The following is a 21,882-nucleotide window of genomic DNA, read 5'->3' as shown; positions in this document are numbered from 1 at the left end:
TCGACACAATGGGTTGTCCCCGTGGCACGCATTGCATAGGCTTGCGCGATTGTTTGTCCGCGCTGGTCACGGACCGCCTCCAGGAGAGTGAAAATGGGCCTGAATAATCAGTGGATGCAACGCGATCTCGCCGTGTTGTGGCATCCCTGCACCCAGATGAAAGATCACGAACAACTACCGCTGATCCCGATCAAGCGCGGTGAAGGCGTGTGGCTGGAAGACTTCGAAGGCAAGCGCTACCTCGATGCGGTCAGCTCCTGGTGGGTCAATGTGTTCGGGCACGCCAACCCGCGGATCAACCAGCGCATCAAGGACCAGGTCGATCAGCTCGAACACGTGATCCTCGCCGGTTTCAGCCATCAACCGGTGATCGAACTGTCCGAGCGCCTGGTGAAGATGACGCCGGAAGGCCTGACCCGGTGCTTCTACGCCGATAACGGTTCGTCCTGCATCGAAGTCGCGCTGAAAATGAGCTTTCACTACTGGCTCAATCGCGGTACGCCTGCCAAGAAGCGCTTCGTCACCCTGACCAACAGCTACCACGGCGAGACCATGGCGGCGATGTCGGTGGGCGACGTGCCGCTGTTCACCGAGACCTACAAAGCGCTGTTGATGGACACCATCAAGGTGCCGAGCCCGGACTGTTACTTGCGTCCGGAGGGCATGAGCTGGGAAGAGCACTCGCGCAACATGTTCGCCGCGATGGAGCAGACCCTCGCGCAGAACCATGACAGCGTGGCGGCAGTCATTGTCGAGCCGCTGATCCAGGGCGCCGGTGGCATGCGCATGTACCACCCGGTGTATCTCAAGCTGCTGCGCGAAGCCTGCGACCGCTACGGCGTGCACCTGATCCATGACGAAATCGCTGTCGGCTTCGGCCGCACCGGGACGATGTTCGCCTGTGAACAGGCCGGCATCCGCCCGGACTTCCTGTGCCTGTCCAAAGCCCTGACCGGCGGTTACTTGCCCCTGGCCGCGTGCATGACCACCGACGAAGTCTACAGCGCCTTCTACGACGACTACCCGACCCTGCGCGCCTTCCTGCACTCCCACAGCTACACCGGCAACCCGCTGGCGTGCGCGGCGGCCCTGGCGACCCTGGACATCTTCGAAGAAGACAATGTCATCGAGAACAACAAGGCCCTGGCGCAGCGCATGGCTTCCTCCACCGCGCATCTGGTCGACCACCCGAACGTGTCCGAAGTGCGCCAGACCGGCATGGTGCTGGCCATCGAGATGGTCAAGGACAAGGCCAGCAAAGAGGCTTACCCATGGCAGGAACGTCGCGGCCTGAAGGTGTTCCAGCACGCCCTGGAGCGCGGTGCTTTACTGCGTCCACTGGGTAGCGTGGTGTACTTCCTGCCGCCGTATGTGATCACCCCGGAGCAGATCGATTTCCTTGCCGAAGTGGCCAGCGAAGGGATCGACATTGCGACCCGTGACAGCGTCAGCGTAGCGGTGCCGAAGGACTTCCACCCAGGGTTCCGTGATCCGGGTTGATGATGCGGTCAATGTGGGAGCGAGCTTGCTCGCGATAGCGGTTTTTCAGACACCATCAATGGTGAATGTCAGATCGTCATCGCGAGCAAGCTCGCTCCCACAGAAGTCCCACCGATCCATGACCAACACCCTTTTTCAGAGACCCAGCATGAGACTGTCCCGCTTCTTCATCGACGCCCCCCTGAGCACCGGCGAGCACGAGTTGCCCGAAGCCCAGGCCCATTACATCAGCCGTGTGCTGCGCATGGCCGAGGGTGATGCGTTGCAACTGTTCGACGGCTCGGGCCAGGAGTTTTGCGCCCGGCTGGTCGACGTCGGCAAAAAGCGCGTGGTAGTGCAGGTCGACGAAAGCTTCGCCGGGCAGGTCGAGTCGCCGCTGCAAATCCATCTCGGCCAGGGCCTGTCCCGGGGCGAGCGCATGGACTGGGCGATCCAGAAAGCCACGGAACTGGGCGTCACTGAAATCACCCCGATTTTCACCGAACGCTGCGAAGTCCGGCTCAAGGACGAGCGCGCCGACAAGCGCCTGCTGCATTGGCGCCAGGTGGCGATCAGCGCTTGCGAGCAATGCGGGCGTTCAAGGGTACCGGTGATTCATCCGCCGTTGTTGTTGGCCGATTGGTTGAAACAGACCCAGGCCGAGTTGAAACTGGTGCTGCACCCGGTGGCCGAACCGCTGGTGAGCCATGCCAAGCCTGCAAGCCTGGCATTCCTTATCGGTCCGGAGGGTGGTTTGTCCGATGCCGAAGTCGATCAGGCTAAGGCCAGCGACTTCCACGCCGCCCGCCTCGGTCCACGGGTGCTGCGCACCGAAACCGCGCCGGTTGTCGCACTGGCGGTGGCCCAGCAACTCTGGGGTGACTTCTAGGCCCTCATCGCGAGCAGGCTCGCTCCCACAGTAGATCTCCAGTGATCACAAAATTTGTGAGCACCACAGGTCCAAGGTGGGAGCGAGCCTGCTCGCGAATGGCCACGACACAGTCTGGATGACTACTGCACCGGATCACTCACCGGCTTGGCAATAATCGCCTTGAGTTCGCTGGTCATCGGGAACTCGAGGTTCAAACCCTTCGGCGGGATCGGCTGCTCGAACCAGCGTTTGTAGATGCCGTTGATCTCGCCCGAGCTGTACAGATCCGCCAACGCGCCGTTGACCAGCGCCAGGAACTGCGGGTCGTCCTTGCGCACCATGCAGCTGTAGATCTCCCGCGATTGCTCCTCCCCGACCACCACCCACTTGTGCGGGTCATTGGCCTTGGCGCGCTCGCCGTAGAGCAGCGCGTCGTCCATGTAGAACGCCACCGCCCGGCCCGATTGCAGCATCTGGAAGGCTTCGCCGTGGTCCTTGGCGCTGATCACGAACATGTCGATCTTGTGATCGACGTTGTAGCTTTTCAGGTAGCGCTCGTTGGTGGTGCCGGCAGTGGTCACCACGTTCTTGCCGCGCAAGTCTGCGAAGCTCTTGATCCCGCTGTCTTTCGCGGTCAGCAACTGGCCTTTGACGTAAATGAAGCCATAAGAGAACGCCACCTGCTTCTGCCGTTCGGCGGTCACGCCGGTGGAGCCGCACTCCAGGTCCACGGTGCCGTTCTGCACCAGTGGAATGCGGGTCTGCGAGGTCACCAGGTTGTACTTCACCTGCAAGTCCGGCAGCGCCAGTTGCTGCTGGATGCGCTCGACGATCTTGCCCGCCAGATCCACCGAGTAACCCATTGGCTTGCCGCTGTGATCACCCACGTAGGAGAACGGCACCGAAGCATCGCGATAACCCAGGGTGATGCTGTTGGCGCTGGAGATCTTGCTCAGGGTGCCGGTCAGCGGCGCTTCATTGGCCTGAACCTGACTGCCGAGCAACAGGCCAAGCGTACAAGCGAGCAACGTGATTTTTTGCATTGTTATTCTCCGTTGTGGGTGTTGGTTTATCAGACGCGTGCAGCGATGACGGTGATTTCCACCAGCACCTGCGGGCGGGCCAGTTCGGCCTGCACGGTGGTGCGGCTCGGTGCCTGCCCCGGCGACAGCCAGGCCGACCAGACCTCGTTCATCGCGGCGAAATCCTCGGTGATGTTCTTCAGGTAAATGGTCGCGCTGAGCAGATGATCCTTGTCGCTGCCCGCCTCGGCCAGCAAGGTATCGATTTTCGCCAGCACTTCGCGGGTCTGGCCGCCGGCATCCCGGGCATCGCCTGGCACCTGCCCGGAGAGAAACACCAGGTCGCCAAAGGTCACGGCGCCGGACAGGCGCGGGTTGCTGTGCAGTCGGGTAATGGTCATTGCAGTGTCCTCTTCAGAAATCCGTATTCAGGCGGCCCGATGGCTGAAACCCTGAAGGTCAATGGAAGGCCGGCGCTCGCCGATCAGCTCGCTGAGCAAGCGCCCGCTGCCGCATGCCAGGGTGAAGCCCAGCGCACCGTGGCCGAGGTTGAGCCACAGATTGCGATACGCCGTCGCACCGAGCAACGGCACGCCRCTGGGGGTGGCCGGGCGCATGCCGGCCCACTCGACGGCTTCGTCATAGGCGCCGGCATTTGGAAAGGTGTCATGGGCCTGGCGCTTGATCAGTGCCAGGCGTTTGGGGTCCAGCGCAGGGTCGAAGCCGACGATGTCGACCATCGCCGCCACGCGCAAGTGCTCGCCGATGCGGGCGTAGACGATCTTGCGGTCGTAGTCGGTAATGCTCACGTCCGGCGCCCGGTGACCGGCGCCGATCGGCACGGTCAGGCTGTAGCCCTTGAGCGGATAAAGCGGCAGTTGCAGCCCCGGCAACGCCAACAGCGGACTGCGGTGACCGGCGGCGATCACCAGTTGCTCGACCGGCAGCACGTGTTCGCCCAGTTCGATGGCGTTGACGCTGCCGTTGCTGTGGCGAATGCCGGTCACCGCTTGCCCGAGGCGAAACTCGCAACGGCCAGACGCCTTCAGTCGTGCGGCCAGTTGCTGGCAGAAACCGTGGCAATCGCCGACCTCTTCGTCGGGGGTGTAGATCGCCCCGACAAAGGGCGCATCGGTCAGCGCCGGTTCCAGCTGCGCGCATTCGGCCGGCGACAACACCTGCTGTTGCTGCGGGTCGGCCAGGCCCTGGCGCGCATGCTCGAAACTGCTGTTCCGGCGGAAAGTCACCAGCTTGCCATTGCGCCGCCACTGGAATCCCGCCAGTCCATCGTCCTCGCGCCAGGACTTCAAGGTGTCCTGGCTGAACAGCGCCAGGCGCAGCAAGTGCGCGGTGTTCTCGCGGTTGACTGAGCGGCGACAGGCGCCGAGGAACGCCGCCATCCAGCGCCACTGGGCCGGGTCGAAGCGCGGGCGCAGCTTCAGCGGTGAATCGCCGCGCAGCATCCAGCCGATGGCTTGCCAAGGCACACCGGCGTCGGCCAGGGGCGCAACATAGCGATAAGACAACTGGCCACCGTTGGCGAAGCTGGTTTCACTGCCCAGCGAATCCCGTGCCTCGACCACCGTCACCTCGAAGCCGTCGCGCACCAGCGCATAGGCCGTTGCCAGGCCAATCACGCCGCCACCGATGATGCACACACGCTGAGCCATGTCCGTCCCTAAAACCGTTGTGAAGACAAGGCCAAGGTTAGAGCCAGGTGACAGACGTTGAACAATGCATAAAGATGGCAACCCCATAAACAAAGGTTATGGACTTGCCATGCGCCTTCGCCATATCGAAATTTTCCAGGCCATCCGCCAGACCGGATCGATCAGCGCTGCCGCGCAATTGCTGCACGTCTCGCAACCAGCGGTGAGCAAGGTGTTGCAGCACGCCGAGCAGCAATTGGGCTTCCCGTTGTTCCTGCGGGTACGCGGCAAGTTGCAGGCGACGCCGGAAGCGCTGGAGCTGGAGCGCGAAGTGGACAAGGTCAGTGAAAGCCTGCAAGGCGTGCGACGCCTGGCGCAGAGCCTGCGCCGCGAGCCTGGCCACAGCCTGCGCATCGGTGCCACCCCGGCACTGGCCCTGTCATTGCTGCCGCCGGCCATTCACGAGTGGACCGGGCGTTACCCGGACATCGTTTGCGAACTCTCCAGCGCCCACAGTCGCGAACTGGTGCAGAACCTGTTGATGCGCGAAGTGGATGTCGCCCTGACCCTGCAACGCCCGGATCACCCGGGGCTCAAGGCCCAGGCGCTGGCGTCCGGCGTGCTGGTGGCGCTGGCGCCGAGTGGTTACTGGCCTCAGGAAGAGGCGGGTAAACCGTTGCCGCTGATGGCGCTGGCGGATGCACCACTGATCGGTTTATCCAGCGCTGATCCGCTGGCCGCGCGGCTCGACAGTTACCTGGAAGCGGTCGAACCGCCGCCGCGGGTACGCATCGCCGTGCAAACCTACTCACTGGCACGGGCGATGGTGGAATCCGGCGCGGGCCTGGCGGTGATCGATCCGTTCACCGCCCTTGGCGCCTCTTGCGCCAGCACAACCATCCGCCCTCTGACACCGCCGCTGCCCATCACCCTGTACGCAGTGACCCGCGCCGCCGAACCACCGCCCCACACCTTGAACGACCTGTTGCAGGTGTTCAGCCGTCGAGCCCGGGAGCAGCTGGATCGCCTGGTTCCGGTACAGCCTTAAAGCACATAAAAGAAAATCGCCACAAAGTGCAGCAGGCTCCCGGCGATCACGAACAGATGCCAGATGCCGTGGGCATGCCGCAGCCTGTCGTCCAGGGCAAAAAAGATAATCCCGACGGTGTACAACACCCCGCCTGATGCCAGCCACGCAAATCCGGCGGCGCCCAGCGCCGCGAGCAGCGGCTTGACCGCCACCAACACGATCCAGCCCATCACCGCATAAATCACGATCGACAGAATTCGTGCTTCCGAACGCGGCTTGATCTCTTGCAGGATGCCGATCAGCGCCAGGCCCCAGACAATCCCGAACAACGTCCAGCCCCACGGCCCGCGCAGGGTCACCAGGCAGAACGGCGTGTAGCTGCCGGCGATCAACAGGTAGATCGAGAAGTGATCGACCTTCTGCATGATCTCTTTCTTGCGCCCGCGCACGCTGTGGTACACGGTCGATGCGCTGTAAAGCACCAGCAAGGTAAAGGCGTAGATTGCCATGCTGACAATCTTCCACGGGCTGCCGTCGAGACTGGCCAGCACAATCAGCCACACTCCGCCGACAAACGCCGCCACTGCCCCGACCAAATGCGTCCAGGCGTTCAGTCTTTCCCCGTGATACATGCGCTACTCACCTCGAAGTTCATTGCCGCAGAGCGCAAGGCTCAGGCTTCAAGCGTAAAAGCGCAATGTTTCTGTACGACGGGCCCGGCGTAATTGGGCACAATCGAGTCATTCCAGAAAGAGTCCGCCCCATGCTGATCGATGAAGAGTTGACCCTGAAAAAACTCGAGGTGTTCCTGGCCTTCATGCGCACCGGCAACCTGGCGCGGGCCGCTGCCGAGTTGCAGACCAGTAACGTCAGCGTGCATCGGGCGATCCATTCCCTGGAAAGCGCCCTGCGCTGCCCGTTGTTCAAGCACGAAGGCCGCAGCCTGACGCCGCTGGAAAGCGCTTATGTACTGGAAGAGCGGGCGCAGAAGCTGATTCAGGACGTGGTTGAAAGCGTGCGCCTGACCCGCGAGGCCGCCGGGTTTTCGGCCGAACGCTTCAAGTTAGGTTCGCTGTATTCACTGACGGTGAAGACTGTGCCGCAGTTGATCATGGGTTTGAAGATCCGCCGCAGCGAGCTCAACATCGACCTGATTCTGGGTTCCAATATCGACCTGCTCTACAAGCTCAAGAACATGGAAGTCGATGCGATCCTGGTGTCGCTGGACGACAGCGTCAACGATCCGGATTGCGAGCAGATCCCGCTGTTTTCCGACGACATCTTCCTCGCCACGCCCGCCGATTCGAAGTTTGCCCAGCGAACCGAAGTCGACCTGGCCGAAGTCCGCGACGAAACCTTCATCACCCTGACCCAAGGCTTCGCCACCCATCAGGACGGCAAGCGGGTATTCGAGCAGGCAGGGTTCGAGCCGAAGGTGGCGATGCAGGTCAACGACATCTTCACCTTGCTGAGCATGGTCAGTTCGGGTGTGGGTTATGCGTTGCTGCCGGGGCGGATTGCGGCGGTGTACGAAAACCGGGTGAAGCTGATCCCGCTGCAGGAAAAGTACCGGTTGCAGCAGCACATTGGCGTGGTGTTCCTGAAGGCCAAGGAGCGAGATCCGAATCTGCTGGCGTTGCTGGCGGAGTGTCGGATGTATGCCAATCGGCAGGTCTGAAACCGAGTCGCGGCCATCGCGAGCAAGCTCGCTCCCACATTGGAATGCAATCCCCTGTGGGAGCGAGCTTGCTCGCGATGACGTCGGTACAGTAAGCGAAGATCCCGCGGCTTACCCGACAATCCCGCGAACAATGAAGAACAACAGCGAAGGCCCCAGCAGACAGCCCAGCCCGGTGTGGAAAGTCGCGGTCAACGCGCCATAAGGCACCAGGCGCCGATCCGTCGCCGCCAGCCCGGCGGTCACGCCACTGACAGTCCCGGCCAGCCCACCGAACACCATCGCCGAGCGCGGGTTGTCCAGGCCCATCCAGCGCGCCGCCATCGGCGTACCGACCATCACCAGAATCGCCTTGATCAGGCCGGTGGCAATCGACAGCGCCATCACATCCGAGGTTGCACCAATTGCCGCACCAGTCACCGGGCCGACGATATAAGTCACCGCACCGGCACCAATGGTGGTCATGCTCACCGCGTCGCGGTATCCGAATGCCCAGGCCATGCACGCGCCGACAATAAACGGCAGCACCGTGCCCAACAGCAGCGCGATCACGCCGATCAAGCCGGCCTTTTTCGCTTCTGTGGCCTGCACCTCGAATGCCGTGGCAACGATGGCGAAGTCCCGCAGCATGGCGCCGCCCATCAGCCCGATGCCGGAAAACAGCGTGAGGTCCGCCAGGCCTTTTTGCCCGCCAGTCAATGTGCCGCCGACCCAGGCCAGCACCAGGCCGATGACGATGGCAATCGCCGAACCGTGGATGCGTCCGAAAGTCAGGCGCTTGGAAAGAATGACCGACACCCACATGATGATGCCGACGAAAGCGAATGCTGTGACCAGACTGTTCGTGGCCAGGCCTTTCTCGATGAGTTCCCACATATCAGCGACCTCCTGCCGGTGCGCCAACCGGCGTTACATCCGCCGGTTCATCGGGCAAGGGTTCGCCTTTATGGGTCCGACTGATCAGGGCAATGGTGCAGCCGCAGATCACCACCGATCCTATCGCCGCCAACACCGCCACCGGACCGCCATGCAGCGCCGTGACCACGTTTTGTTGCGCCGCCATCGCCACCACCACCGGGATGTACATCGCGCCCCAGAAGCCGACGCCCAGCTCGCAATCCTTGGTCATGCCGCCACGGTTGTGCATCCACAACCGTGCGCAAATCAGCAGGATCATCGCGATCCCGACACCGCCGACGTTTGACTTCACTCCCAGCAACACACCGAGCATGTCACCCATGATCACCCCTGCCAGCGTACAGATCGCCAACAGCGCCACACCGTAAATAATCATTGTTGTAGTCCTCAAAGTGCATCGTCGAATGTTGTTTTTGTTGTTCGAAGCCTGAGTCGGTTTTAGGAGTGACGGCTTCCCTCCTCACGCATCAGCGCCTGCAAGGTATCGAGCCGTGCACCGTCGAAGGCAATCACGGTGCCCTGCTCGAACACCCGGCGCGCCAGCCCGGTCAACACCGCGCCGGGCGGCAGTTCGATCTGCAGACGTACGCCGCGCTCGTAGGCGCTTTGTACCGTGCCGCGCCAATCGACGATGCGGCACATGTTGAAGGCCAGGTCGTCACGCAAGGCTTCAGGCTTGATCAGCGGACGCGCACGACTGCCGCTCAGGTAACCGATCTTCGGGGTGTGCAGCGGCACCTTGGCGAAGGCTTCGGCCAATCGTTGCGCAGGGGCATCAAGCAAAGGGCAGTGGGACGGCACGCTCACTGCCAGACGCTTGGCCAAGCCAGCCCCGCAACCTTTCGCCAACTCCGCCACCGCTTTCATCGCCGCGTCGCTACCGGCAATCACCACCTGGTTATCGGCATTGATATTGGCCAGATAAACCGGCATTTGCGCGCTGTGTACCTGGGCCAGTAATCCTTCCACCGTGGCCAGGTCCAGACCGATGATCGCGGTCATGCCATAGCCCTGTGGATATGCCTGCTGCATCAGCTCACCGCGCAGGCTGACCAGATGCAACGCATCGCTGAAACCCAGGGCGCCAGCCACCACCGCTGCCGGGTAAGCGCCGATCGACAAGCCGGCCACGTAGTCCGGGGCCATGGTCAACTGACGTGAAGCGGCGACCCCGGCGATCAGCAGGCAAAGCTGAACCGCCCTCGTCGACTGCAACGCCTCGGCAGAATCCAGCCGCGTGACATCTTCACCGAGCAGGTCGCTCGCTTCGTTCAATGTTTCCCGAGGCAAACGCGCCAGCATCCCGGGTTGTTGCGCGCCCTGCCCGGGGAACACCAGCAAGCTGCTCACGCTGCTTGCTCCTGTGGATTCCACGGATCAGTGACCAGGCTGGCCTGAGTGGCACTTTTCAACAGGACCCGCGACGAAGCACCGGCCCATTCGCGCAAGGCAACGGCGCCCGACGGTGTCTGCAATTGCAGGTCCACGCGGCACACGGCTGAATCAAGAACGGCCACCAACGCCCGCGCGTCGTCACGACTCAACGGACGCGGTGTACGCAAGATCAGATCGAGATCGCTGCCCTCATGCAAAGCGGCAAATCCACTGGCCAACTCGAACCCGGCGCTGCCGCTGACACCCCAGACCCAATCACAGTTTTCCAGGTGTGGGCGCAGTTGCGCCAAGGCTCGCAGCGCAGGGAAATCGCGCAGCCCTTGAACATGGCAGAGTTCTTCCGGCCGCACCTGCCGCGTAATGGCGGCGACGCCCATCACCGCCGCAAATCGCTGTTCGCGCATCGGCCCGCGCACGCCCACCGCCACCTGCCCCGCCGCGCACAAGGCGCGACGGACCACCACCGGCTGGCCGGCACTGATCGACTCGATCACCCAGGCAGGCGCATCCGCAGGCAACTGCTGCGGGGTCATGCCCCACAGCAGGTCATGGGCCAGTAGCGTGTTCACCACTGCGCTCTCAGCAATTGGCGAACCTTGCTCGACGCCGCACGATTGGCCGCACCGAGACGACCACTCAGATCACGACCACCGGCGGCCACATCGCCAATTGCCTGAAGCAGGCACTCGGTTACCCGCGCCAGATCCCCCGCCGTCGGCTGCTCGATCTGCTCCACCGACAAGGTTTCCCACAACAAACCCAGGCTGGCATAGCTGTCGATGTCATAGGCCATCGGCGGCACGCTGGCAGCCAGGGCTTCGAGCTCCTCAACGCTGCGCAAAGTCACCCGCGCCGCCGACGCCTTGCCCATGGCATGCACCATCACCCCCGGATCACGCAGGGCGATCAAGCGATTGGCCTGATAGCCGTGGGCCAGAAACGCCCCGGACATCGCCTTGCCCACCAGCAGACCGATCACCGCATGACCAGCGAGACGGGCGCGGGCATAACTGTCCGCCGCAGCGGCCAGCGCCTGATGGATACCGAGGGCTTCCTCGCGTCGACCGTAAGCCTGGCTCGGCACGTCGACGATGGCGATCAGGGCGCGTTTGTGTGCCTTGTTCTGATCGGCGGCGATGACTTCATCCACAGCCTTGGCCAGGCCCCAGCCTTCGAGCAAACCCACTTCGCCGTTGCGGGCACGGACGAAGCGGTTTTCCGGGTCGGCCACCACCGCGATGAAGCGCACAGGCTGAGCGCCCAGCGAACCGTCCGCGACCTTCAGTGAAGCCGGCAAACCCTCGACCGCTTTGGCCCCGGTACTCAAGGCGTTGAACCAGTTCAGGCCTCGCAGGGAATACGAACTCATGGGCGTTCTCCTTGGTACAGATCGCGAACCACGGACGGCTCGATTTGCGGTTCGGCGTCCAGACGCGCCAGGTGTTGCAGGAACAACTCGGCCTGCTGGCTGCGCGGCTGTGCAGGCAAACCCTGCTGGAGCAACTCAGCCACCTGCTGGCGAATCTGCGCCACATCGTCATCCACGTAACGATCCACCAGACCACTGGCGAAACGCTGTTCACCACCGGTCAGGCTCCAGATGAAGGGCCGGTCGCGGGAATCGTATTCTTCGAGTCCGGCTTCCTGCTCGATTACCTGCGGACCGTTCAAGCCGAGTCGCGCTTCCTGGGTCACCAACAGGTAGCTGCACAAGCCGGCGGCAATCGACATGCCGCCAAAGCAGCCGACGCTGCCCGCAACCACACCGACCACGGGTTGGTACTGCTGCAAGTCAACAATCGCCGCGTGGATGTCGGCAATTGCCGCCAGGCCGAGGTTGGCTTCCTGCAAGCGCACGCCGCCGGTTTCCAGCAACAGCACGGCGCGGGTCGGAATGCCGTTGCGGTTGTCTTCAGCGGCCAGTTCCAGTGCACCGGCAATTTTTGCTCCGCCGACTTCACCCAGGCTGCCACCCTGGAATGCGCCTTCAATGGCCGCAATCACCACCGGCAAACCATCGAGATTGCCCTTGGCGATCACCACGCCGTCGTCGGCTTGCGGCACCACGCCCTGGCGCGACAGCCATGGCGACATGATGCGCTGGAACGGATCGAGCAATTCGCGGAAGGTGCCCGCATCGAGCAGGGCCTTGGCCCGTTGCCGGGCACCGAGTTCGACGAAGCTGTGCTTGTTGAGCAAGGCTGCGCTGTCAGTCATGGCCGATCTCCTCGAAGCCCTGTTCCAGGCGCAGGCGCACCACGCCGGGTGTCGCGCCGAAATCGTGGATATCGATATCCATGGCCGGTGGCGTCTGGCCGTCGAACATCCGTGCGAACAGATGCTGCCAGCGTTGTTCGCTGCCATTGACCGAGGTCTGCACGTTGATCGTCAGCTTGCCGGCCTGGCCCGGTTCGATCAGCACTTCCAGATCACCAGAGCCGACACAACCCACCAGGGTGCGACCGCGTGGCGGCTGTCCGGCGGGGAATTCAAAGGATAAGGTTTCCATCAAAACACTCCCTGGATAAGGCCGTCGTCCGACCCGATACGGTCGACGAACAGGCAGGCTGCGAGCAGGTCGGCAGCGCCGCCGGGCGAGGCATTCAAAGCGATGAGTTGTTGGTCCAGCTCATGCAGGCGGCGACGTCCGGCGAGGCTGGCACTGCCACCCGCGTCGAGTACCGCCCGGGCACCCCGCTGCATGGTGCTCAGCCCTTCTTCCCCGGCGCGGTAAAGCACGCAGGTGTCGGCCAGATTGGTCATGATCGCCAGCAGCGCGTCGAGCCGGGCGTTCTGTTCGCCATGACCGGCTGCACGACTGCGTAGCAGTTGTGGCAGACCACGTTGGGTCACCGCCGGAAAACCCAGTTGCGCTTCTTCACGAGCACCCCGAGCGCCGTAGCGTTGGGCCACTTGCGCACCGTGACTGAGCGGACGTGGTGCATAACGGTCGTCGAGCAAGGCCAACCGCGCCACACGCAACGCCACGCTATTGGCGCTACAGGATTGAGGTTCCAGCGCAGCAGCCGTTACCAACAAGCCCAAGGCCCAGATTGCCCCACGATGAGTGTTCACGCCGCCCGTGGTGTCGAGCATCGCTTGCTCGCCTTCGCGACCGATGCGGCCCACGGCTTCGCGCAGGGGCAAGCCGACCTCGCCGAACTCGATGGCGGCTTCAGCCATATCTTTGAAGGCGGGCCACAAGGACAGCGCCGAAGCGTGCATCAACCCCAGATGCAAATCGGTGTGGGCGCCATTGCCGCGACGGTCGACCAGTGCCGGCTTCGGCGACAGATCAGCCTCGTCGATCAATGCGTCCACCGCCAGGTCCGCCAGCCGTTCGGTCAGGCTCAGGCTTTTTGGTTGCAGGTTAAGTGCGTGCATTACCAGCTCCTGAACTTGGCGGGCGGGTTGTAGAGGCCACCGGACCATTCCACCAGATCGGCCACGCTTTTCGCCGCGAGCAATTCGCGAGTGGCGTCGGTGCGGCGGATGCCGAGGTCTTCGGGCAAGGCGATCAGACCTTCGCGACGCATGCGTGCGGTGTCTTTGGGGTTGTGGCGCAGGCCGATGGCGGTGACCCCGGCGACGGCGGCGATCATCGCCTGGCGCTCTTCCAGCGAGCGCGCCTTGTACAGGTAGGCAATGCCTTCTTCAGTCAGCAGGTGGGTGACGTCGTCGCCATAAACCATGATCGGTGCCAGCGGCATGCCGCTTTTCTTCGCCACATCAACGGCATCGAGGGTTTCGACGAAGGTCGGTTTGCCGCCCTCCTGGAAGGTCTCGACCATCTGCACCACGAGTTTTTTACCGCGTTCGAGCATCGGCTCAGCCACATCTGTGTTGCGCATGTCGAGCCAGGCCGGTGTGCCGTGGCGACGACCGCGCGGGTCGTGGCCCATGTTCGGTGCCCCGCCGAAACCGGCCAGGCGCCCGCGCGTCACGGTGGAGGAGTGGCCGTCGCCATCGACCTGCAAAGTCGCGCCGATGAACAGGTCTACTGCGTATTGCCCGGCCAGTTGGCTGAACATCCGATTGGAACGCAGGGAGCCATCGCGCCCGGTAAAGAACACATCCGGCCGCGCCGCAATGTAGTTTTCCATCCCCAACTCGGTGCCGAAGCAATGCACGCTTTCGACCCAGCCGCTTTCAATCGCCGGAATCAGGGTCGGGTGCGGGTTGAGCGTCCAGTTGCGGCAGATCTTGCCTTTGAGGCCGAGGGATTCGCCGTAGGTCGGCAAGATCAGTTCGATGGCCGCGGTGTTGAAACCGATGCCATGGTTGAGCGACTGCACGTTGTGTTTTTCGTAGATCCCGCGAATCGCCATCATCGCCATCAGCACGTGCACGGGCTTGATGTGCCGAGGGTCGCGGGTGAACAGCGGTTCGATGTAGAACGGCTTGTCGGCCACCACCACGAAGTCGACCCAGGAGGCGGGAATGTCGACGCGCGGCAGGTCGCTGACATCGTCCACCAATTGGTTGACCTGGACGATGACGATGCCGTCGCTGAAGGCCGCCGGCTCAATCAGCGCCGGGGTGTCTTCGGTGCTTGGCCCGGTGTAGATGTTGCCGGCGCGGTCGGCCATGAACCCGGCCGAAAGCACGACGTTGGGAATCAGGTCCACCACCAGTCGTGCGTAGAGTTCGATGTAGGTGTGGATCGCGCCGATTTCCAGCAGGCCGTCTTCGAGCAACTGGCTGATGCGCAGGCTTTGGGTGCCGGCAAAAGAGAAGTCGAGCTTGCGGGCGATGCCGCGCTCGAACAAGTCCAGGTGCTCGGCGCGACCGACGCTGGGCATGATCATGTGCAGGTCATGCAGCTTCGCGGGGTCGGCCTTGGCCAGGGAGCGCGAGAGGAAATCCGCCTGCTTCTGGTTGTTGCCTTCGAGCACCACGCGGTCGCCAGGCAGAATCAACGCCTCCAGCGCCGCGACGATGTTGTCGGTGGGCAACACCACGCCGTCGGCAAGCCCTCGCACCAGCTCGAGGCGCCGCTGCTTTTCGCTGCGCCGCCGCGTCCATCGCGAGTCGGGGGATATTGTTGTTGTCATGACCACTCCACGGGTTCGCTGTCGTGGAGCTACCTTAGGAGCGTTGGGTGGGTGTATCAATCAAGCAGAGTGGTGGATCGTTACGCTCAGGGTAATGGTTGTCAGAACTGACGCCTTCGCGGGCAAGCCCTAATGCCGATCAGTCAACGCTTCGAACACCGCAACTCCTGTGGGAGCGAGCTTGCTCCGGGCGGCGTTCCGACGATGACGATCGCATAGCCAACACCTGCATTGCCTGACAGTCCGCTATCGCGAGCAAGCTCGCTCCCACAGGTTTTGCGCCTTAACTGACTGGCATTAGGGCAAGCCCGCTCCAACAGAGACCGTGCAATTTCGCAAATCGTGAATCACCTGAAGAACCTGTGGGAGCGGGCTTGCCCGCGAAGAGGCCGGTCAGATCACCGCTGAATCGGGATCAGTTGATTAACCCGGCATCCACCAACAACGCCTCCAGCGCCAACAGATCCGGCACCTTGGCCACCTGCTCGCCCACCTGCACCGCCGCCTGTTCCAACGAACACAACGGCACATCCACATAACTCAACTGGCTATCGAGCTTGCAGGAGCGCGGAATGCCCTGCACCAATAGCGCGATGAACTTCAGCTCGGGGCGCCCGCCGAGGGCGTTGAGGATCACGATCCGCGCACGTTCGCCGATGACGACTTTCTGCGCGCAGGCCGATTCGAAACTCAGCAGCGGAATCTGCCGTTCGCGCCACATCACCAGGCCCAGGTACCACGGCGGTGTGTCAAGGTCGAAAGTCCCCGGCGGCTGGTAATCGATCAGCTCGGCAACGGCGACGTTGGGCAGGATCAGGTTACGGTCGGCCAACGGCAGCAGCAGGCCGGTGAGGTTGCTGGTGCGGTGCTCAAGCATGGGTCTTGCTCCACAAGGCGATGCTTTCGAGCAGCACCGATTCCTGGTACGGCTTGCCGAGGTAGTCGTTGACGCCGATGGCCATGGCGCGGTCGCGGTGTTTCTGTCCGGTGCGGGAGGTGATCATGATGATCGGCAGGTGTCGCAGGCGTTCGTCGTTGCGCACCTGGGTCGCGACTTCGAAGCCATCCATGCGCGGCATCTCGATGTCCAGCAGCATCAGGTCGGGCATGTGTTCTTCCAACAGCAGCATGGCATCGACCCCGTCCTTGGCGGTCAACACGTTCATGCCGTGGCGTTCGAGCAAGCGGCTGGTGACCTTGCGCACGGTGACCGAGTCGTCGACCACCATCACCAGCAGCGGCCGATGCGGTTCGGCCTCGACCTCTTGTCCTGCCGGACGCTGGGGCACACGGGCCTGCATGGCGCGGATCGGCGCCAGCAAATCCAGAATCAGCACCACCCGGCCGTCTCCGAGAATCGTCGCCCCGGACACCCCTTGCACCGCCGCGAACTGCGGCCCCAGGCTCTTGACCACGATTTCGCGAGTGCCGGCCATGGCGTCCACCAGCACCGCGATGTGCCGTTCGTTGCACTGCACCAGCAACACCGGCAATGGCAGGCTCTGGCCCAACAGCTTCGGGCGCGGGCTGGTTTTCAGCAGCTCACCCAGATAGCACAGCTCGTAACGTTGTCCGGCGTATTCGTAGGTTGGCGAATCGAAACGGAAATACCCTTCGAGTTCATTGGGCAGGACGCGCACGATGCCGTCGATGGTATTGAGCGGGATCGCGTATTGGTCCTCACCGCACTGCACCATCAGCGCCCGGTTGACCGATACGGTGAACGGCAGGCGAATGCGAAAATGCACGCCCTGCCCCGGCACCGAGTCGATGCTCATGGTGCCGCCCAGTTGCCGCACCTCTTCGTGCACCACGTCCATGCCGACGCCGCGCCCGGAGATCTGGGTGATTTTTTCGGCGGTGGAAAACCCCGGTTGCAGGATGAACTGCAACACGTCGTGATCACTGATGACACTGTCCGGGGCGAGCAGACCGCGCTTGATCGCCTTGCGCCGCACCGCGTCCAGCGGCACACCGGCGCCGTCGTCGCGGATGTCGAAAATGATGTCGCCCCCTTCGCGCAGCAGATCGAGGGTGATCTTGCCCTTGGCCGGTTTTCCCGCCGCCAGCCGTGCTTCGACGGACTCCAGGCCGTGGTCGACGGCGTTGCGCAGCATGTGTTCCAGCGGCGCGGCCATGCGTTCGAGAACGTTGCGGTCCATCTCGCCTTCGGCGTTATCGACGATGAAATCCACGTCCTTGCCCAGTTCGCCGGCCACCTGCCGAACAATGCGCTGCAAACGCGGGAGCATGCGCTCGAACGGCACCATGCGCGTGCGCATCAGGCCTTCCTGCAATTCGGTGTTGATGCGGCCCTGCTGTTGCAACAGGTTTTCCGCATCCTGATTGCGTCGTTCGAGGGTTTCCTTGAGGTCGAGCAAGTCAGAGGCCGATTCGAACAGCGCCCGGGACAGTTGCTGCAATTGAGAGTGGCGGTCCATTTCCAGCGGGTCGAACTCTTCGTAGCCCAGGCGCTCGGCGTCGACTTGCTGGCGGCTGAGGATCCGCCCCTGGGTTTCGGTATCGAGGCGACGCAACTGGTCGCGCATTCGCTCGATGGTGGTCTCCATCTCATTCAGGGCGATGTGCGCATCGTTGACCTGCTGCTCGATCCGGCCACGGAAGATCGATGTTTCACCGGCCAGGTTGACCAGATCATCGAGCAGCTCCGCCGAGACCTTGACCATGTCGGCGCCGGCATCGGACGGCGGCGTCAGCGGCTCGGCCTTGGGCGTGGCCGGCAGAGCAATCGGCGCGGGGGCTTCAGGCACGGCCGGGTGGCTGAAGTTCTTGATGGCATCGATCAAGCGATCGGCCGGCGGCATCGGCTCACCGGCGCGGGCCGCATCGAGCATCTGCGCCAGGCGGTCATGGCTGCGCTGCAACAGCGCGAACAACGGCTCCGTCGGTTGCAACACGCCGGTGGACAGGCCTTCGTAGAGGAACTCCAGTTCATGGGCCAGATCACCAATCGCGGCGATTTCCATCATGCGCGCGCCGCCCTTGAGGGTGTGCAGGTCGCGCAGCAGGGTTTCCACTTCCTGCCGATTCGAAGGCTGGACCTGCCAGCGCTCCAGCGCCGCCCCGGAGCTTTCAATGATGTCGAAACCTTCCTCGAGGAATATTTCCAGCAATTGCGGATCGTGCGCAGCCGAGTCGTTGTCGGTCGCCTGCCGGGCAGACTCGGCGATACCCGCATGCCCTTGACGGTAGGCACGAATGGCTTCGATCAGCTCTCGGGCATCGTCCAGTGGCTGGTTGAGCTGCAACTGTTCGAAATACAACGCCAGTCGCTCATGGCTCTGTTTAAGCAACACCGCCATTGAATCGCTGAAGGCATAACGACGGTCCACCAGGCCCTGGTAAAGACTTTCCAGTTCATGGGCCAGATCGCCGACCGGCCCGACCTCGGCCATGCGTGCGCCACCCTTGAGGGTGTGCAAATCCCGTTGCAGGGACGACAGCGGCGCGGCGTTGTCCGGGTCGCGCAACCAACGCTGCAAGGCATGACCGGCGCTTTCGAGGATATCCACCGCTTCTTCGAGGAAGATCGCAACGATTTCATCGTCCGGCCCCGTGGCCGTGGTGGCTTGGGCCAGCTCCTCGGTGGCAGAACCCAATTCGCGGATGCTCAGGCTACGGCTGCCATCACTGCGGATCAGGCCCATGGCCGACGGGTCGAGGCTCTCGTCGAGCAGTTCGCGCAAGGCCCTGATCCGTTGCGGTTGCGGGCTGACTTCCTGACCGGCGGCCAGTTCGTCGAGCATGTTGATCAGTGCTTCGTGGGCACCCTGTGCTTCATGGAAAAACCGCTCGCTGACCGCGAGGCTGCTTTCCTCCACGGCACCGTACAGGTCGAGCAGCGCTTCGCACAGCTCATCCACCGGGTGCAGGTCGGCCAGATGGGCGCCTTCGCCGAGGGTGGTCAATTCGTCCAGCAGTGCGCTGAGTTCCTGACGTTCGCCGGGGTGTTGCTGCCAACGCTGCAACAGGCTTTCGGCGTCCAGCAGGATGTCCATGCCCTGGGCGAGGAAGTTGTTGATCAGTTGCGGGTCGCGCTTGATCCGCAGCCCGGTGTTCGGCGTGAGGTTTTCCAGGCGCTCGGCCAACAACGCCTTGGCTCGCTCGGTCAAACCCCGGGCGCCGGGAATTTCCGCCAGCGGATCGCGTTTGAGCTGGCGTAAGCCGAGGCGGAACAGCCCTTCTGCCTCCAGCAGCAGTTCAACTTCGTCCAGATCCAGCGCAATCAGGTGTGCCTTGTATTCCCGGGCCAGTTGATCCAGCGGCGCGGCCAGTTCGGCAATCGGCAACACGCCGGCCATGGAGGCGCTGCCCTTGAGGGTGTGCAAGGCGCGCTGCAATTGGTCGCTGGCCTGCAACGGCACATGTTCGGCGGCCTGATCAAGGAAGCGATTGAGGCTGCCCAAGTGGGTTTCGGCCTCTTTGCGGAAGATCTCCAGCAACAGCGGGTCGAGGGCCGCGACATCCTGCGTATCCTCATCGGACACCGGCTCATCGCCCTTGGCCAGGGCATGGGCACGCGCTGCCAACTGGTCGACATCGTTGCGCTGACGCTGGGCATTGGCGGCGTATTCCGCCACCAGTTCCGGCAGCAGCTGCAGCACATCGCCGATCAGTCGTTGCACCGTAGCGCCCGGCTCCACGCTGTCTTCCAGTACGCGGTTGAGCAGGTTTTCCACAGCCCAGGCCAGCTCACCCAACACCAGGGCGCGCACCATCCGGCCGCTGCCCTTGAGGGTATGAAAGGCGCGGCGCAGCTCACTCAGGGCCGAGCGGTTGTCGGGGTTGACCGACCAGCGCGGCAAGTACTCGCGCAGGATTTCCAGGACTTCGTCGGTTTCCTCGAGGAACACCTCACGCAGTTCCTCGTCCACCGGTTCTTCGCCTGCAGGTGGCGGCAGCAGGCTGCCCGGGGTGTTCAGCGCGGGCGGGTTCAGGCTCGAAACCGGGCTGGCAAGCACGTCGGCCAGGGTCTGGACGGTCTGCGGATCATCCAGCTCCTGCATCATCTGCATGACCTGCGCTTCGGTCGGGTTGAGCACATCATCAAGCACTGGCACATGCTGCTCACTGGGGAAAAACCCGAGGCTGGCCAGGCTTTTTTCCGCGACATCGAGCAGGTTTTCACCCTGTGCTTGCGGGTCATCGCTGAGGCGCTCGAGGTAGTACTCGATGCTGGTGATCACGTCGGCCAGGCTGTCCAGTTCCTGCCAGCCCGGTTGACCCGGTTCGAGCAACAGGTGCTCGCGGATAAAGTGATTGCAGGTTTCGACCAGACTCGCCGCCCGGCCCAGCGGAATCATCGCCAGCGCGCCGCGCACCTGGGTCAGCAAGGCCGGCAGCGCCTGCAAATGCTGGCGGTCCCAATCGGCGTCGATGTAGTCGACGATCATGTCTTTGGCCTGCTGCAAACAGATGCGGGCCTCCTTGATCACAATCTGATGGATCTGCGTCAGGTCGGTGGTCGGCAGGCGGTTGTCTTCCTGGCTCTCCGGCTCCACGGTACCGACCATGCCGGCCAGCGTCGCTTCGACGTACAACAAGGCCCCGGCAACGTCCATGAGGATCGCATCGTTGGGTTCGCGCTGGCCCTGGGCGAGGCTGAGCACCACCGCCAATTGATCGATGATCACCTTGCGCGGCTGGCCGAAGCCCAGGACCGCCAGGGTGTCGGCGATTTGCCGCAGCGGCGCCAGCAGGCTGTCGAGGTCAGAGGTGTGCTGGCGGTCACTGCGCACGAACAGGTCCAGGCGCTCCTTGACCCGCACCAGCTCTTCGCACAGCGCCGCCAGTACCGAGCGCATGGCATCACGGTCAGGACCGGCCAGCCGCGCGCGTTCTTCATCGACCATCGCGCTGTCGGGCAGCGCGTCGTCCAGTGAGTAGCGTTCTTTCATGGTCAGCATCTGCCCGGTGGGATGTTCGGCCTTGGCAATGTAGAAGAGCAAACTCTTGAGCAGCTCCGGCGGGGCCGCTTGGTTGATGCCTTGAATGCCTTGTTCGAGAAGACGCTTGAGCTCAATGTCGGCGTCCTTGAACAGGCTGCGCAAGGCCGGGCTGTTGGCGATCGCACCGCCCTGCATGCCTTCGACCAGCGCCGATGCCACCTGCCATAACGGGCTCAGGGGTGCATTGGCGCACAGTGCTTCGAGGCGGGTAAAGACCTTGGCCAGGTAATCGAGGTTGGTGTCGTTGTCCTGTTCACGCAGGAAACCGACCAGCGCCATTTGCAGCATCTGCCGCAGCTTGCGCAGCACATTGGGCAATTCGGCCGGCTCCAGCTGCGCCAGCGTTTCTGCGTCCAGCGCTGGTAACTCGGGCAATTGCGGGCTGAACAGGCTGGTTTCCGACAGCAGGCTTTCGCCGCGGGCGCTGCGCAGGTCGTTGATCAGTGGCAACACCACCAGAGGCAAGTCACGACGCGCGCCTTGCACCCGGTCGAGGTAGATCGGCAGCTGCCCCAGGGCCTGCATCAACAGGTGCAACGCCTCGTCGCGATGACTGACACGGCTGCCCTGCAAGGCCATGGCCAGTTGTTCCATTTCTTCGGCGAGCAACGCCGCGCCGTAGAACTCGACCATCTGCAAACTGCCGTGGACCTGATGGATGCATGCCAGGCAATCATCCAGCGCTTGCGTCGCCTGCGGGTCATCGAGCAGGTTTTCGATCGCGTGATGAGCCTGTTTCAGCGTTTCGGCAATCTCGCCCTTGACCCACTCGAGGGCCACATAGTCGTGCCGATCACCCATAACCACTCCAATCACA

19 protein-coding genes are annotated in these 21,882 nt (G+C 63.0%); 4 read left to right on the top strand and 15 right to left on the bottom strand.

What is annotated here, in order from left to right; genetic code table 11:
* Positions 1-93: 93 nt before the first annotated feature.
* Complete coding sequence (locus AC1DRN_RS18285; RefSeq protein WP_223456742.1) at positions 94-1,500, top strand: adenosylmethionine--8-amino-7-oxononanoate transaminase; 1,407 nt, start codon at positions 94-96, stop codon at positions 1,498-1,500.
* 148 nt (positions 1,501-1,648) lie between these two features.
* Complete coding sequence (locus tag AC1DRN_RS18280) at positions 1,649-2,368, top strand: 16S rRNA (uracil(1498)-N(3))-methyltransferase (RefSeq protein ID WP_223456741.1); 720 nt, start codon at positions 1,649-1,651, stop codon at positions 2,366-2,368.
* A 122-nt stretch (positions 2,369-2,490) separates the two neighbouring features.
* Here the strand turns inward: AC1DRN_RS18280 and AC1DRN_RS18275 are convergent, their stop codons facing one another.
* From AC1DRN_RS18275 to AC1DRN_RS18265, 3 genes are read right to left on the bottom strand one after another with little or no spacing between them, the layout of a single operon-like run.
* Positions 2,491-3,393, bottom strand: a complete 903-nt coding sequence (locus tag AC1DRN_RS18275) for a transporter substrate-binding domain-containing protein (RefSeq protein WP_223456739.1) — start codon at positions 3,391-3,393, stop codon at positions 2,491-2,493.
* Positions 3,394-3,422: 29 nt separating this feature from the next.
* Positions 3,423-3,773 (bottom strand): RidA family protein, encoded by a 351-nt coding sequence (locus AC1DRN_RS18270; RefSeq protein WP_223456736.1) that lies wholly within the window; start codon positions 3,771-3,773, stop codon positions 3,423-3,425.
* Positions 3,774-3,800: 27 nt separating this feature from the next.
* Positions 3,801-5,042, bottom strand: coding sequence for a D-amino acid dehydrogenase (locus tag AC1DRN_RS18265; RefSeq protein WP_223456734.1), 1,242 nt, complete (start codon positions 5,040-5,042; stop codon positions 3,801-3,803).
* A 109-nt stretch (positions 5,043-5,151) separates the two neighbouring features.
* Between AC1DRN_RS18265 and AC1DRN_RS18260 the strand changes: the two genes are divergently transcribed.
* Positions 5,152-6,069, top strand: coding sequence for a LysR family transcriptional regulator (locus AC1DRN_RS18260; protein ID WP_218431196.1), 918 nt, complete (start codon positions 5,152-5,154; stop codon positions 6,067-6,069).
* Here the strand turns inward: AC1DRN_RS18260 and trhA are convergent.
* Complete coding sequence (trhA, locus tag AC1DRN_RS18255; protein WP_223456732.1) at positions 6,066-6,683, bottom strand: PAQR family membrane homeostasis protein TrhA; 618 nt, start codon at positions 6,681-6,683, stop codon at positions 6,066-6,068. The two genes, AC1DRN_RS18260 and trhA, sit on opposite strands and share 4 nt — an antisense overlap.
* A gap of 131 nt (positions 6,684-6,814) precedes the next feature.
* On the opposite strand from trhA, the gene AC1DRN_RS18250 reads away from it, so the two are divergent.
* Complete coding sequence (locus AC1DRN_RS18250) at positions 6,815-7,729, top strand: LysR family transcriptional regulator (protein ID WP_095944414.1); 915 nt, start codon at positions 6,815-6,817, stop codon at positions 7,727-7,729.
* A gap of 111 nt (positions 7,730-7,840) precedes the next feature.
* Here the strand turns inward: AC1DRN_RS18250 and madM are convergent, their stop codons facing one another.
* From madM to AC1DRN_RS18195, 11 genes are all read right to left on the bottom strand, one after another.
* The gene (gene madM, locus AC1DRN_RS18245; RefSeq protein WP_108217031.1) at positions 7,841-8,605 is read right to left on the bottom strand and encodes a malonate transporter subunit MadM; all 765 of its coding nucleotides are present in this window, start codon (positions 8,603-8,605) and stop codon (positions 7,841-7,843) included.
* 1 nt (position 8,606) lies between these two features.
* Positions 8,607-9,023 carry a malonate transporter subunit MadL gene (gene madL, locus AC1DRN_RS18240; RefSeq protein ID WP_223456730.1) on the bottom strand — a complete coding sequence of 139 codons (417 nt, stop codon included), beginning with the start codon at positions 9,021-9,023 and terminating at the stop codon, positions 8,607-8,609.
* A 62-nt stretch (positions 9,024-9,085) separates the two neighbouring features.
* A complete protein-coding gene (mdcH, locus tag AC1DRN_RS18235; RefSeq protein ID WP_223456727.1) occupies positions 9,086-9,997 on the bottom strand; it encodes a malonate decarboxylase subunit epsilon in 912 nt (303 codons plus the stop codon).
* Positions 9,994-10,614 carry a malonate decarboxylase holo-ACP synthase gene (locus tag AC1DRN_RS18230; RefSeq protein ID WP_223456725.1) on the bottom strand — a complete coding sequence of 207 codons (621 nt, stop codon included), beginning with the start codon at positions 10,612-10,614 and terminating at the stop codon, positions 9,994-9,996. The genes mdcH and AC1DRN_RS18230 overlap by 4 nt, the downstream gene beginning before the upstream one ends.
* Positions 10,608-11,411: a biotin-independent malonate decarboxylase subunit gamma gene (mdcE, locus tag AC1DRN_RS18225; protein WP_223456723.1), complete on the bottom strand. Its 804-nt coding sequence runs from the start codon at positions 11,409-11,411 to the stop codon at positions 10,608-10,610. Before mdcE ends, AC1DRN_RS18230 begins: the two co-directional genes overlap by 7 nt.
* Positions 11,408-12,259, bottom strand: coding sequence for a biotin-independent malonate decarboxylase subunit beta (locus tag AC1DRN_RS18220; RefSeq protein WP_223456721.1), 852 nt, complete (start codon positions 12,257-12,259; stop codon positions 11,408-11,410). Before AC1DRN_RS18220 ends, mdcE begins: the two co-directional genes overlap by 4 nt.
* Positions 12,252-12,551 carry a malonate decarboxylase subunit delta gene (locus AC1DRN_RS18215; RefSeq protein ID WP_007975424.1) on the bottom strand — a complete coding sequence of 100 codons (300 nt, stop codon included), beginning with the start codon at positions 12,549-12,551 and terminating at the stop codon, positions 12,252-12,254. The genes AC1DRN_RS18220 and AC1DRN_RS18215 overlap by 8 nt, the downstream gene beginning before the upstream one ends.
* Positions 12,551-13,426 carry a triphosphoribosyl-dephospho-CoA synthase gene (locus tag AC1DRN_RS18210; RefSeq protein ID WP_223456719.1) on the bottom strand — a complete coding sequence of 292 codons (876 nt, stop codon included), beginning with the start codon at positions 13,424-13,426 and terminating at the stop codon, positions 12,551-12,553. Before AC1DRN_RS18210 ends, AC1DRN_RS18215 begins: the two co-directional genes overlap by 1 nt.
* A complete protein-coding gene (gene mdcA, locus AC1DRN_RS18205; RefSeq protein WP_007987781.1) occupies positions 13,426-15,096 on the bottom strand; it encodes a malonate decarboxylase subunit alpha in 1,671 nt (556 codons plus the stop codon). Before mdcA ends, AC1DRN_RS18210 begins: the two co-directional genes overlap by 1 nt.
* Before the next feature lie 415 nt (positions 15,097-15,511).
* Positions 15,512-15,973: a chemotaxis protein CheW gene (locus tag AC1DRN_RS18200; RefSeq protein WP_223456717.1), complete on the bottom strand. Its 462-nt coding sequence runs from the start codon at positions 15,971-15,973 to the stop codon at positions 15,512-15,514.
* A complete protein-coding gene (locus AC1DRN_RS18195) occupies positions 15,966-21,866 on the bottom strand; it encodes an Hpt domain-containing protein (RefSeq protein ID WP_223456716.1) in 5,901 nt (1,966 codons plus the stop codon). The genes AC1DRN_RS18200 and AC1DRN_RS18195 overlap by 8 nt, the downstream gene beginning before the upstream one ends.
* Positions 21,867-21,882 lie beyond the last annotated feature (16 nt).

Source organism: Pseudomonas sp. P5_B3, assembly GCF_056400405.1.
Note: the sequence above shows the minus strand (reverse complement) of the source record. Positions and strands in the feature narration are given on the sequence as shown.

Bases quoted from the DNA above. Each gene is read 5' to 3' on its own strand.
- AC1DRN_RS18285 (WP_223456742.1), top strand. From the start codon at position 94: ATGGGCCTGAATAATCAGTGGATGCAACGCGATCTCGCCGTGTTGTGG.
- AC1DRN_RS18280 (WP_223456741.1), top strand. From the start codon at position 1,649: ATGAGACTGTCCCGCTTCTTCATCGACGCCCCCCTGAGCACCGGCGAG.
- AC1DRN_RS18275 (WP_223456739.1), bottom strand. From the start codon at position 3,393: ATGCAAAAAATCACGTTGCTCGCTTGTACGCTTGGCCTGTTGCTCGGC.
- AC1DRN_RS18270 (WP_223456736.1), bottom strand. From the start codon at position 3,773: ATGACCATTACCCGACTGCACAGCAACCCGCGCCTGTCCGGCGCCGTG.
- AC1DRN_RS18260 (WP_218431196.1), top strand. From the start codon at position 5,152: ATGCGCCTTCGCCATATCGAAATTTTCCAGGCCATCCGCCAGACCGGA.
- trhA (WP_223456732.1), bottom strand. From the start codon at position 6,683: ATGTATCACGGGGAAAGACTGAACGCCTGGACGCATTTGGTCGGGGCA.
- AC1DRN_RS18250 (WP_095944414.1), top strand. From the start codon at position 6,815: ATGCTGATCGATGAAGAGTTGACCCTGAAAAAACTCGAGGTGTTCCTG.
- madM (WP_108217031.1), bottom strand. From the start codon at position 8,605: ATGTGGGAACTCATCGAGAAAGGCCTGGCCACGAACAGTCTGGTCACA.
- madL (WP_223456730.1), bottom strand. From the start codon at position 9,023: ATGATTATTTACGGTGTGGCGCTGTTGGCGATCTGTACGCTGGCAGGG.
- mdcE (WP_223456723.1), bottom strand. From the start codon at position 11,411: ATGAGTTCGTATTCCCTGCGAGGCCTGAACTGGTTCAACGCCTTGAGT.
- AC1DRN_RS18220 (WP_223456721.1), bottom strand. From the start codon at position 12,259: ATGACTGACAGCGCAGCCTTGCTCAACAAGCACAGCTTCGTCGAACTC.
- AC1DRN_RS18215 (WP_007975424.1), bottom strand. From the start codon at position 12,551: ATGGAAACCTTATCCTTTGAATTCCCCGCCGGACAGCCGCCACGCGGT.
- AC1DRN_RS18210 (WP_223456719.1), bottom strand. From the start codon at position 13,426: ATGCACGCACTTAACCTGCAACCAAAAAGCCTGAGCCTGACCGAACGG.
- mdcA (WP_007987781.1), bottom strand. From the start codon at position 15,096: ATGACAACAACAATATCCCCCGACTCGCGATGGACGCGGCGGCGCAGC.
- AC1DRN_RS18200 (WP_223456717.1), bottom strand. From the start codon at position 15,973: ATGCTTGAGCACCGCACCAGCAACCTCACCGGCCTGCTGCTGCCGTTG.
- AC1DRN_RS18195 (WP_223456716.1), bottom strand. From the start codon at position 21,866: ATGGGTGATCGGCACGACTATGTGGCCCTCGAGTGGGTCAAGGGCGAG.